General features: G+C 68.0%; 8 protein-coding genes. 2 read left to right on the forward strand and 6 right to left on the reverse strand.

What is annotated here, in order from left to right:
* The first annotated feature begins 6 nt into the window (after window positions 1-6).
* Window positions 7-3,072 carry an ATP-binding cassette domain-containing protein gene (locus P2869_RS31055; protein ID WP_277599005.1) on the forward strand — a complete coding sequence of 1,022 codons (3,066 nt, stop codon included), beginning with the start codon at window positions 7-9 and terminating at the stop codon, window positions 3,070-3,072.
* 56 nt (window positions 3,073-3,128) lie between these two features.
* Window positions 3,129-3,629 carry a YetF domain-containing protein gene (locus tag P2869_RS31060; RefSeq protein WP_277599006.1) on the forward strand — a complete coding sequence of 167 codons (501 nt, stop codon included), beginning with the start codon at window positions 3,129-3,131 and terminating at the stop codon, window positions 3,627-3,629.
* An 18-nt stretch (window positions 3,630-3,647) separates the two neighbouring features.
* On the opposite strand, the gene P2869_RS31065 is transcribed toward P2869_RS31060, so the two are convergent.
* From P2869_RS31065 to P2869_RS31090, 6 genes are read right to left on the reverse strand one after another with little or no spacing between them, the layout of a single operon-like run.
* Window positions 3,648-4,748, reverse strand: a complete 1,101-nt coding sequence (locus P2869_RS31065) for a glycosyltransferase (protein ID WP_277599007.1) — start codon at window positions 4,746-4,748, stop codon at window positions 3,648-3,650.
* The gene (locus P2869_RS31070; protein WP_277599008.1) at window positions 4,745-6,568 is read right to left on the reverse strand and encodes an efflux transporter outer membrane subunit; all 1,824 of its coding nucleotides are present in this window, start codon (window positions 6,566-6,568) and stop codon (window positions 4,745-4,747) included. Before P2869_RS31070 ends, P2869_RS31065 begins: the two co-directional genes overlap by 4 nt.
* 1 nt (window position 6,569) lies before the next feature.
* Window positions 6,570-8,165: a DHA2 family efflux MFS transporter permease subunit gene (locus P2869_RS31075; RefSeq protein ID WP_277599009.1), complete on the reverse strand. Its 1,596-nt coding sequence runs from the start codon at window positions 8,163-8,165 to the stop codon at window positions 6,570-6,572.
* Between the two features lie 32 nt (window positions 8,166-8,197).
* Window positions 8,198-8,407, reverse strand: a complete 210-nt coding sequence (locus P2869_RS31080) for a hypothetical protein (protein WP_017774181.1) — start codon at window positions 8,405-8,407, stop codon at window positions 8,198-8,200.
* Window positions 8,408-8,457: 50 nt separating this feature from the next.
* Window positions 8,458-9,243 (reverse strand): endonuclease/exonuclease/phosphatase family protein, encoded by a 786-nt coding sequence (locus P2869_RS31085; RefSeq protein ID WP_277599884.1) that lies wholly within the window; start codon window positions 9,241-9,243, stop codon window positions 8,458-8,460.
* A 35-nt stretch (window positions 9,244-9,278) separates the two neighbouring features.
* A complete protein-coding gene (locus P2869_RS31090) occupies window positions 9,279-11,477 on the reverse strand; it encodes a VTT domain-containing protein (RefSeq protein ID WP_277599010.1) in 2,199 nt (732 codons plus the stop codon).
* Between the last annotated feature and the right edge of the window lie 410 nt (window positions 11,478-11,887).

The following is an 11,887-nucleotide window of genomic DNA, read 5'->3' on the forward strand; positions in this document are numbered from 1 at the left end:
CACGGCATGGCGAGCGACAGTACGCGCACCCCTCCTCAGCCGGGCCCCACCCCGGGGCTCGCCGCGGCGGCACAGCGCACGCCCTCGCAGGAGCGCGCCCTGCGCCGCCGCATCTTCGTGGATCTCGGCCACGCCATCTGGCAGTACCGCAACGTCACGCTGGTTTCCGTCGCGCTCATGGTCGCGGCGAAGCTCGCCGCGGTGGGCGTGCCGCTCGTGCTCAAGCGCATCGTGGACGAAGTCAGTCACCCGTCGCCGCTTGCGCTTTTTCCCGTCTTTCTGGTGCTGGCGTACGCGATTCTGCGTTTCGTCAGCGGCGCGCTGAACGAAGTGCGCGACGTGGTGTTCAGCGTGGTGACGCAGCGCACGGTGGCGTCGTTCACGGAGCGCACCTTCGCGCATCTGCATCGGTTGGGCGCACGCTTTCATGCCACGCGCGAGACGGGCGCCGTGGTGCGCGACGTGCAGAAGGGCACGGACGGCATCGGCTATCTGCTCGGCATCGCCATCTTCACGATCGTGCCCACGCTGATCGAAATCGGCTCGGTCATCGCGATCATGATGGCGAGCTATGCCGCGACGTTCACAGCCATCATCGGTATGACGTTCGTGGTCTACGCGATCTATACGGTGATCTTCACGCGGCGGCGGCTCGTGCATCAGCGTGCCGTGAACCGGCTGGAAGCGCAGACAGACAGCCGTTTCGTGGACAGCATGCTCAACTACGACACGGTCAAATACTTCGCCACGGAAGCGCTGGAGACGCGGCGGCTCTCGGGCATTCTGGGTCACTGGATTACGGCGCGCATGGCGAACCAGCGCGCGCTTTCCACGCTGCACATCGGGCAGAGTGCGGTGATTGCGTTCGGCGTGGCTTCTGTGATGCTGCTCGCCGTGCAGTACGTGATGGTGGGGCGCATGAGCGTGGGCGACCTCGTGCTCGTGAACGCGTACATCATCCAGGTGTGTCTGCCGCTCAATTCGCTGGGCTTCGTGTTTCGCGAGACCAACGACGCGATGGTCAACGTGGAGCGCATGTTCGGCATTCTCGCGGCGCAAGGGCGCGTGGGCGAAGACCTGGACGAACCGGGCGCGCAGCCGCTTGCCATACACGCGGGCGAGATCGCCTACGACCACGTGGACTTCGGCTACGACCCGCAGCGCCAGGTGCTGCACGACATCGATTTTCGCGTGCGGGCCGGAACGTCGATGGCGGTGGTGGGCGGCAGCGGCTCGGGCAAGTCCACGCTCGTGAAGCTGCTGTTCCGGCTGTATCAGCCTACGTCGGGCACGGCGCGTATTGACGGCCAGGACCTGCGCTACGTCACGCAGACCAGCCTGCGTGAAGCGATTGGCATCGTGCCGCAGGACACCGTGCTCTTCAACGACACGATTGCCTACAACATCGCCTACGGCCGGCCCGGCGCCACGCGCGCGGACGTGGTGCGCGCCGCGCGCGCGGCGCAGCTGGACGGTTTCATTGAACGGCTGCCCGATCACTACGACACCCAGGTGGGCGAGCGCGGCGTGCGGCTTTCGGGCGGCGAGCGCCAGCGCATTGCCATTGCGCGCGCCATTCTGAAAGACCCGCGCATCATCGTGTTCGACGAGGCCACCTCGGCGCTCGACACGCGCTCCGAACGCGCCATCCAGCTGGAATTGCAGCGCCTCGCGCAGGGGCGCACGTCGATCACGATTGCGCACCGCCTTTCCACCGTGGTGGATGCGGACACCATTCTCGTGATGGAGCACGGCCATATCGTGGAGCAGGGCACGCACGAGGCACTGCTCGCGCGCGAAGGCGTGTACATGAAGATGTGGTCGCTGCAACAGCAACAGGGCGAACTGGAGCGCGCGCAACGCAGGCTCGTGGCGCAGCCGGTGGAACTGGACGAACTGGTGGCCCACGTGGCGACGATGGTGCGCACCGACGCCGCACGCCAGCGCGCCGACTTCACGACGCTCGTGGCGGAGCCGGGCCTTTTCATTACCGGCGAGCGCGACAAGCTGGCGGGCGTGGTGGCCGAACTGTGCCGCAACGAATTGGCTCACGCGCCGCGCGGCGGCCGGGTGCAACTGCGCGCGGACCACTTCGGCAACGAGGCGTGGCTCACGGTGGTGGGTGCGGGCGATCGGCCCGCGGAGCTCTCGCAGGAGCGCGCGCGGAAGCTGGAAGCCACCATCGTCTCGGCGGGCGGCGGGTTTACGGTGATGCCGGTGCAGACGCGGCTGGCCTACGTGGTCACGTTGCCGTTGCGGCCGGTGGTGGATGTGCCGGTGGCTTCGTCGGCGTCGGCTACCTCGGTTGCTTCGGTCGTGCAGGGCGGTGTGCCGGCTTCGTCTGCTTCATCGGCTTCGTCAGTTTCGACAGCCGTGCCGGGCGTTCCGGGCGCGGCGGCGGCGCCATCCGCGCCTTCGGGAACGGCACGGCATCTCGACGCCCAGCCCCTGGAGGGTATTGCGGTACTTGCCATCGACGACCAGGAGGAGACGCGCGACGCACTGGAGGCCATGCTTTCCTCGATGGGCGCGCGCGTGCAGACCGCGCAGGGCGGCGACGATACGCTCGCGATGCTCGAAGGCGAGGACATGGACGCATGGCCCGACGTGCTGGTCTGCGACATCGTGCTCGAACGGGAAGACGGCTTCGACGTGCTGCGCCGCGTGCGCGAACTCGAAGCGCGGCGCGGACTGCGCGCCGGTGCTCGCCTGCCAGCTATCGCGCTAACGGGCTATACGCTCACGGAAGACGGCGCGGTGCAGGCACCCGTGCCGCTTCCTGGTGCCGGGATGGCGGCGCGTACGCGGGGTACGGCGGGGCATGGCGCGGCATCGAATGGCATGGTGTCGAATGGCATGGGGTCGAACGGCACACGGAATGGCGCATCGAATGGCACGCAGAACGGCTCGCCGAATGGCTCGCAGAATGCGCCGCCGAATGGCACGCCGAGCGACAACGCCGTCCCTGCCGGCTTCGCGGCGCACCTCACCAAGCCCGTGCCCGCGGATCAGCTCATCGAGGCGATACGGCGCGTCGCACACACCGCACGCCCCGTATCGCATTCCGCGTAGCGTGCCGGCTCAGCACGCACGCAACCCCATTCGAACGAGGCAAAGGGAGGCGGCATATGAATACGCTCGTGGCGTTGTTCGGCGAGGGCCGGAATCTCGACGCGTTGCAGATGGGCATGCGCTCGCTCGTCGTGTTCGTGCTGGCGCTCGTGCTCGTGCGCATTTCGGGCCGTCGCTCGTTCGGCCAGCGCTCGCCGTTCGATTACGTGGTGGGCATTCTGCTGGGCGCCATTCTGAGCCGCGCCGTGGTGGGCGCGTCGCCGTTCGTGCCCACCGCGGTGGCGTCGCTCGTGATCGTGGTGCTGCATCGCGTGCTGGCCTGGCTGTGCGTGCATTCGCGTGCGTTGGAGCGGTTGGTGGTAGGCGTCGAGCGCGAGGTGTTCCACCAGGGGCGCTTCGACGAGAAGCAGATGGGCGCGGCGCTCATCACGGAAACCGATATCTACGAGAGCGTGCGGCAGTCGCTCGGCGCACGCGACCTCGCGCGCGTGGAGGCCGCGATCCTGGAACGTAACGGCCAGCTCAGCGTGATTCGAAAGGACGAAGAGGCGTCGTAGCGCAGACCACGTGTGGCATCAGGCGCGCCGGTGCGGGGCGGTCGAAGTGCCCGAATGGCTCGAAGTGCTGGGAGCGCCCGGAGTGCTCGGAGTGCTCGAAGTGCTCGAAGTGCCCGAAGTGCCCGAAGTGCTCGGAGCGTCCGAAACGCCCGAAGCATCCGAAGCGCCTCCGCCCGCCGCGCGGCGCGTGCGCAGCCACGCCGCGTTGCGGCTCGCGAGCCAGTCCGCAGTGCGTTCGGCGTTGCGCACTGCGCGCCGCATGGCGAGCACGTGGGGCGGCACCACGCGTCGGCGGCTGCATGCCCACGCAATGCCGCTCACGAGCCGCGGCGCATCGCGCCACAACGCCCGCTCGTGCAGCAGCACGCGCAGCGCCTTCAGCGTGGCCTTGAGCGCTATCGGCAGCGGCAGGCGCAGCCAGGCCACCCACGCCGCGTTGCGCGCCAGCATGCGACGCCGCAAACCCGCATCGCGTGCCGGCGACGGATGGTGATGCACCACGAGCCGGTCGCAATAGACCATGGCGTGTCCGCGCGCGAGCAGATCGAGCGAGACGAGTTCTTCTTCGCCGCCGATGAAAAGCCGCGGCTCATAGCCGCCCACTTCGAGAAACGCCGCGCGCCGGAACACACAGGCACCTGCCATGTAGCCCGTCAGCAGCGGACCGGGTAAGCCCGCGCTGTCGAGCGGGCTCGCGCTCATGCGCTCGCAGGTGGCGTCGGCGCGTTCGTTTTCGCCCACCACCACGCGCGCGTTGAGCACGGCGACCTGCGGGGATTCGTCCAGCACGCGCACTGCGTGGGCGAGCGAGCCCGGTTCCCACCAGGTGTCGTCGTCGCTGAAGGCGACGTAGTCGGTTTCGGCGACGGCCACGGCGTGATTGCGGCCCGCAGCGCCCAGATTCGCGCCGCACTCAACGACTCGCATGGAGGGAAAGCGTGCGCGCAGGGTTTCGACGGTGGCGTCCGTGGAGCCGTTGTCCGCGACGATCACGGGCGGACGTTCGGGCAGCGCAAGCAGCCGCGCCACGGTTTCCGTCACTTCGTGCACGCGGTTGTGCGTGAGCACGACCACCGTGATGCGCGGCACGGACGACGTTGAGGGAGAAGGCAGGGTCATGGCTGCGGTTTCGATGCGAGAGACGGTGCGGATTGCGTGGACGGTGCGGCCTGCGCGGACGGCATGGATCGCGCGAAGCGTGGAGGCTGTGCCGCCCGCGGCGGCGAAGCGGAGAGTGACGACAGCGGCGAGCCCGCTGGTTGCGGCGCGTGCGCTGACGGCACCGGATCTGCTGACGCCGCCGAACCCGCGGACGCCGCCGTCTGCCACCCGCCCCCGAGCGCCTTGTACAGCGCGACGAGATCCGTCGTCACCTGCATGGTTTGTTGAGCGGCCTGCTGCCTGCCCTGGGCGAGCTGGCGTTCCGCGTCCAGCACGTTGATGAACGTGACCAGACCTTTGCGATAGCTATCGCGTGCCAGGTCGAATGCGGCTTGCTGGGCCGCCACGCTGTCGTTGAGCGAGTCGCGGCGTGCCTGGTCGGTGCGATAGACGGCGAGTGCGTTGTCCACGTCGCGCAGCGCCACGAGCACGGCGCTGCGCCAGGCGAGTGCCGCTTCCGCCTGGCGCGCCTCGCTCAGTCGCAGGTTCGACACGAGCTGCCCGCCTTCGAAGATAGGCAGCGAAATGGCCGGTCCGAACGAATAGAACAGATGCGACCAGCGGGCGAGGTTGTCTGCGTGGCCCGCGCGCGTGCCCACCTGGCCGGTGAGCGAAATGTCGGGGTAGAACTGCGCGACGGCCACGCCGACGTCCGCGGTGGCGGCGTGCAATTCGGCTTCGGCGCGGCGCACGTCGGGGCGGCGGCGCGCAAGCGTGGAGGGCAGGCCGACCGGCACCGTGGGCGGCACGGGCGGCACCGCGCCGGGCGTCTGCAATTCGGCATCGAGCGCGCCCGGCGCCTCGCCCGCCAGATACGCGAGACCGTTGAGCGCCTGCGCAATCTGCTGGTCGTAGAGCGGCAATTGCGCTGCGGTCTGCGCCAGTTGCGCCGAAGCGTTCTGCACATCCATCTGGCTCGTGATGCCCACGCTCGCCTGGCTCTGCACGAGCGTCACGATTTCGCGCTGCTGGTTCACGAGGTCGCTCGTGATTTGCCGAAGCTGCTGCGCGCCGCGCAATTGCGCGTAGGTTTGCGCGACCTCGGCTTCGAGCGAAACGAGTGCGTCGTTGTGGCTTTCCATCGCGGCTTCGGTCTGCGCGTTCGCGGCTTCCAAAGACCGCCGCACGCGGCCGAACAGGTCCACTTCCCACGAGGCGTCGAAGCCCACCTGCCAGAGATTCACCGGCGACGTGAGCTGATCGAGGAACTGGTTCGCGCCGCGTTGCACCGAAGGGCCGCCGCGCTGCCCGAGCCGGTTCACGGCGCTGTAGGCGTTCTGTTCTTCGAGCAGGCCTTTGATGCCGAGTTGCTCGCGCGTGTAGCTGGCCGTTGCGCGCACGTTCGGCAGGCCCTGCGCCGCGGCGGACTGCGCTTGCGAGCGCGCCTCTGCAATGCGCAACACGGCTTGCTGGAGGTCGGGGTTGTCGCGGACAGCGCGATCGATCAGCGCGTCGAGCGTCGGGTCCTGGAAGGTGTGCCACCAGCGCGGGTCAGGGTCCGAATCCGTGGTGGGCGACGAATGGGGATGCGCGCCTTCGACATGCGGCGGGTCGGGTGTCTGCGAGGTTGGCGCTGTTGCTGAAGCCGCAGAGGTCGCCGACGTAGCAGACGCCTCGCGCTGCACGTCGTGCCACTGGCCGGGCACGTTGGCTGTTGGCGATTTGAAGTCGGGGCCCACCGTGCAGGCGCTCACGAGCAGCAACGTGGCAACTGCAAGCGTGCATGCCGCTGCGCTTGTCCGCGCTCGTTGTCCGCTGAAAGAACGGTGCCGCGTCATGTCAGTGCCCACCCGCCCCGCCGGCGGCTTTCACCGGGGAGAAGAAGAACGACAGCGGCAGGCACAGCAGGCAGAACACGGCGAGCATCGCGAATACGTCGAGGTACGCGAGGATCGTGGCCTGCGAAACGAACGTCTCGTAAAGGCGGCCCGTGGCGGTTTGCAGCGCCTGAGCAGGAGGCTGGCCCGTGAGGTCCGTGATCGTGTGGGCCGAGCGCTGCAACGCGTCCTGGTAGTCCTGCGAGAACGGCGAGAGATGTTCAGAAAGATGCGCCATGCGCGCCTGCGCCCGCTCGCGGATCATTGCCGTGGAAAGCGAAATGCCGATGGACCCCGCCACGTTGCGGAACATGGTGAGCAGCGCGGAGGCGTCGTTGTTGAGTTCGCGCGGCACGGTCTGATACGCGAGCGTCGTGATGGGCACGAACAGAAAGCCGATGGCAATGGACTGCGCGCTGCGCATCTTCACGAGCGTGGCGTAGTCCACGTTCGGCACGAGCATGTGCGAATACGCGAGCGCCACCGTGAGCAACAGAAAGCCGGTTGCGATCAGCCAGCGCGTCTGGATGTGCGGCATGAGCCGGCTGATGATGGGTATCTCCATCGTAATGAGCAACGCGCCCGGCGAGAGCACGAGACCCGCAAGCGTAGCCGTGTAGCCAAGCTGCTGCTGCGCGAGTTGCGGCACCAGTACCGCGCTGCCGTAGAGCACCATCGCGAAGGCCGCAATCGTTGCGCAGCCTAGCGCGAAGTTGCGGTCGCGCAGGCAGGCCAGGTTCACCACCGGCTTCTTCGTGTACAAGAGCCACGCCACCGCGCCCGCCATGCCGGCCGCCGCCAGCGCTGCGAAGATGCGAATGAACGGCGAACTGAACCAGTCGTCGTCTTCGCCGCGGTCCAGCATGACTTGCAGGCACCCCAAGCCAATCGCAATGAGCCCGATGCCGATGTAGTCGATGCTGAGTCGGCCGCTTGCGCGCCGCTCCCACGGCGGGTCTTCCACGAGTTGCATGACGCCGAGCGTCGTGAGAATGCCCACCGGCACGTTGAGCAGAAACACCCAGCGCCACGAGAAGTTGTCCGTAATCCAGCCGCCCAGCGTCGGCCCCAGCACGGGCGCGACGACGATGGCCACCGCCGAGATCGAGAACGCCCGCCCGCGTTTTTCGGGGGGAAACGTATCGAGAATGATGGACTGCTGGTTCGGTTGCAGCCCGCCGCCGAAGAAGCCCTGCAAGACGCGAAAGACGATCAGCTGACCCAGGTTCGTCGCGATGCCGCACAGGAACGAGCACACCGTGAAGGCCGCAATGCAGATCAGGAAGTAGCGCTTTCTGCCGAGCAGCCGCGCAAAGAACGCCGAAATGGGCAGCACGATGCCGTTGGCGACGAGGTACGAGGTAAGCGTCCACGTGGCCTCGTCATAGCTCGCCGACATCGTGCCCGCAATGTGCGGCAGCGCGACGTTCACGATGGTCGTGTCCAGCACCTCCATGAACGCCGCAAGCGTGACGACGATGGCGATCACCCATGGGTTCGCAGCGGGTCGCCATGCGTCGTGGCCCTGGTTTTGTCCAGGGTTGTGCTCGTCACTCATCCGCTCTAACTAGCGCGAGATCACAAGCCGCCTCAATGCGACTGGCTCGATCCGCCGTCGCGTTCGCCTTCAGAGGGGCGGACTTCGGAGAGATCGTCCTCGCGCACTTCGGCTTCGCGCACGTTCGTGCCTTCGTCGTCCGTTTCGGAGACGTCGGTCTTGAACGTGCCCGTGCCGGTCTGTTTGTCGGTGCCGGGTTGCAGCGGTGCGTTTTCGTCAGCTTTCGATTGGCGATTGGCCATGACAGCGCTCCTTCAAATGAACGGGTCTACGAATGAAGCCCGACGTTGCTTCAGCAAGCGGCGCGCCCGGCTTCGTCGGGTTGCTTAGCCGAGCGCGCCGGGCTTGCCACGATGCGTGCAACGAGCGGCAGATGGTCCGACGCAATGCGCGCGAGCGGGCTGGCATGCACGCGCACGTCGATGAGCCGTTCGCCCGGGTGCATCCAGATACGGTCCAGTGCGAACACGGGCCAACGCGCCGGAAACGTGCGCGGCGCGGGTGCGGCGCGGAAGTGCTCCACCAGCATGCGAAGCGCGCGGCCCCACACGAACCATTCGTTGATGTCGCCGAGCAGGATGACAGGCAGGTCGGGGCGGTCGAACGCGGACAGCAGACGGTGGATCTGCGCGCGCCGCTCGCGCGCCGAGAGGCCCAGGTGCGTGGCCACCACGCGAAGCGTTTCGCCGCGATGACGGAGGTCCACGTCGAGCGCGCCGCGCGGCTCGCGCTGCCCGAACGAGAGGTCCAGCGTGCGTGCGGCGTGCACCGGCAGCCGCGAAAGCACGGCATTGCCGAAGCGGCGGCGCGGTGTGTCGAGCGTCGGCCCCTCCACCGCGTTGAGGCCCGTGGCGGCGCGCAATACGTCGAGCGCGTTCGGCGCCCTGGCGTCGCCCAGCGGCACTTCCTGCAGCGCGACGATGTCCGCGTCCAGTTCGCTGATCACAGCCGCGATGCGCTCGGCCGACTGCACGCGGTCCGCGCCGGTCGCGCCGTGGATGTTCCAGGTGGCGATGCGCAGTTCGGCGGCGCGTGCGTGGTCGTCGTTGCCCGCGAGCGAGGCGGGATCGTCGCGCATGGGTGCAGCGAGCGGGGTCGATTCCGTGCCGGCTTTCATCGGCCCCTCGTGAAGAAGCGCTGCAGCGCGAACGAAAGCGCCACCAGCACCACGCCGATGGCCGCGAGCAGCCCGATGGAGCCCGCGCTGGGATGCCGCACGGTGGCCACCAACTGATGCGCGAACGAGGTTGCGAGCACGATGCCCGGCCCCATGCCGAGTGCGGTGCCCACCAGAAAATCGCGCAGGCCGATGTGCGAGGCGCCCGCAGCCAGATTCACCAGCGTGAACGGCGCAAGCGGCAGCACGCGCAGGATCACGACCGCGACCAGCCCCTGGCGCCCCAACCGTTCCGAGAGCCGGTTGAGCCGCGCGCCGGCGAGCCGCCGCACGGCGTCGCGCCCCAGCCAGACGCCTGCGCCGTAGGTGACGAGCGCTGCGATCAGCGTGCCCGTCAACGCATAGGCGCTGCCCGCGCCGGGACCGAACACGAAACCGGCCAGCGCGATCAGCACCGTGATGGGCACCGACACAATGGCCGCCAGCGCATACGCGCCCACGATCAGCACGGGGCCGAAGCGCGAGTCTCCGATGGCCGTGGCGGTCTGCGTGAGCGCCGTGAAGTTTAGGTCATGGCGCAGCGACGTGAAGTGCCACAACAGCGCGAGCGCCACGACGCCGAGCGCGAGGCCGCCCAGAACCAACAGGCGCGCGGAGAGCGAACGGCTCTGGCCGCCGGGCACGAACTCGCGCATGAGTTCGTCGGGCGAGGCCGGTTTTTCGGGGTCGATGAGCGCTTCTTCGGGCACGAGGCGGTCTATCTCGGGCTCCACTTCCGGGTCGAACGGCACGAGCGCGCGCCCTTCGTGGCGCAGCGCTTCGATTACCGCGTGCAGGCGGCCGTGCGTCTGGAAGGCGCGCTCGACGTCGGCGAGAGACACGTCGAGGTGTTCGGCAAGCAGCCGGTTGCGCACCTGCGCGATGGCGGCGCGAATGCGCGGGTCGCCGCGCGCTTCGAGCGCGATGTTGCATTCGGTGTCGAGCACCATGGACCGGTTGTTGAGATTCGCGCTGCCCACGAAGAGCAGTTCGTCGTCCACGGTCATGAGCTTGCTGTGCACGTTGACGAAGCCGTCGCCCAGGCCGTCGACGTGCGGGTAGTAGAGGCGCAGGCGGCCGTGGTCGTCGGCGCCCTTCACCATGCGGTAGAGCCGCGCGCGCAGCACGCCCATCGTCATGGTTTGAAGCCAGCCGGTCTGCGCGCGCGGTGCGACGACAGCCACGTCCGGCCCTTCGGGTTGCGTGAGCCGTGCGACCAGCGACGTGCCCACGGGGCTCGCCGTGAAGTACTGGTTCTCGATGTAGATGTTCTCGCGCGCCGCGGCGATGGCCGCGAGATAGAGCGCGCGAATGTCTCCCACCGGCGCCCGGCCGCTGAACGCGGGTTCGGTGAGGGCGATGCCGATGTCCACGTTCTCGAAGTCGGCAGGCTCGAAGGGCGGCCAGGCGTTGGACGACGCATCGTGTTGCTGCGGCGTGTGCGCAGACGCGGGTGCGACGGGCGGCGAATCTGGCGTTGCCGCCTGCGCCTTCGTTTTGCCGAAGGCCCGCAGCCAGCGCTCGCGCACCAGTTCGGCAATGGCTTCTGCCGCTTCGCCGTCGAACATGGTGTGAATGTCGTGGAAGGGCGCGTAGGGTTGCGCGCGCCGTTGGCGGCCTTTGCGTCCGCTATGGGCGTTGCGGCGCAACGGTTCGTCCGGCGCGTGGGCGGGTGTGTCCCAGCGCGAACGCGTGAGGTCGATGCCGCCCACAAACGCGAGCCGGTCGTCCACCACGACGATCTTCTGATGATGCGAGCCGCCCACGGGATGCTGCCCGTCCAGCCGGAACCGTACGCGCGCATGCGTGCGCCAGCCGAGCCGGTACGACGGCAGCCACTCGCGCTCCAGTGCATAGAGCATCGCGAAGTCCCAGGCGAGCACGTGGATGCGCACGTGCGGATTGCGCTCTGCGACCGCGCAGAGGAAGTCGGCGAGCGGCGCGGGCAGACCGTCGGGCGGCTGTTCGTGGCCGTTGCACGGCACAAGTTGCAATCGGCTATCGATGTCCCAGCCGACGATAAAGACGCTGTGCTCTGCACGCGCAATGGCGTGCCGCACGGCGGCGAAATACGCGGCGGCGTCCACCAGCACGCGCAGGCGGTGCGCGCGGCGAATGCAACGGCAGGTCGTGCCGGGCTGCAACAACGAGGGCATGAAGGCTCCAGAGGGTCCGTCGAAGGGTTCCGTTGGGGTTCAGATAAAGCGCGCGTTGCAAGGGGCGTTCCTCGCATGCGGGGTGGGCAGGGGCGGGTATGCGCTGTGCTGCGGGTGGGTGTGCGGCGTAACCCCAGCAACCCGGGCACGATCGCGGGGTTCGCAATGGCGCTGGCGCAGGCACTGAAGGTGTCGCGAGACGATGAAGCGCGGGCATTGCCTGGATACGGCCCAGGCGTGCATTCGGCACAGCACGTGGGGTCGTGAAGACGGTACGGGAGGTACGCAGGGAACACGCCTTGCTGAGGCGATCTGCGTGACATGACGGGTGCACTCAACACGTGACACCCCGCGTGACACCCACGCGTGACACCCAACGCTTGCCGCCCATCGAGGCCAAGGAGACTCGC

The sequence above is a fragment of the Paraburkholderia sp. SUR17 genome, from assembly GCF_029536165.1.
GTDB classification, from domain to species: Bacteria; Pseudomonadota; Gammaproteobacteria; order Burkholderiales; family Burkholderiaceae; genus Paraburkholderia; species Paraburkholderia kururiensis.

Coding starts and splice junctions, on each gene's coding strand:
- P2869_RS31060 (WP_277599006.1), top strand. CDS start 3,129: ATGAATACGCTCGTGGCGTTGTTCGGCGAGGGCCGGAATCTCGACGCG.
- P2869_RS31085 (WP_277599884.1), bottom strand. CDS start 9,243: ATGCGCGACGATCCCGCCTCGCTCGCGGGCAACGACGACCACGCACGC.
- P2869_RS31080 (WP_017774181.1), bottom strand. CDS start 8,407: ATGGCCAATCGCCAATCGAAAGCTGACGAAAACGCACCGCTGCAACCC.
- P2869_RS31065 (WP_277599007.1), bottom strand. CDS start 4,748: ATGACCCTGCCTTCTCCCTCAACGTCGTCCGTGCCGCGCATCACGGTG.
- P2869_RS31070 (WP_277599008.1), bottom strand. CDS start 6,568: ATGACGCGGCACCGTTCTTTCAGCGGACAACGAGCGCGGACAAGCGCA.
- P2869_RS31055 (WP_277599005.1), top strand. CDS start 7: ATGGCGAGCGACAGTACGCGCACCCCTCCTCAGCCGGGCCCCACCCCG.
- P2869_RS31075 (WP_277599009.1), bottom strand. CDS start 8,165: ATGAGTGACGAGCACAACCCTGGACAAAACCAGGGCCACGACGCATGG.
- P2869_RS31090 (WP_277599010.1), bottom strand. CDS start 11,477: ATGCCCTCGTTGTTGCAGCCCGGCACGACCTGCCGTTGCATTCGCCGC.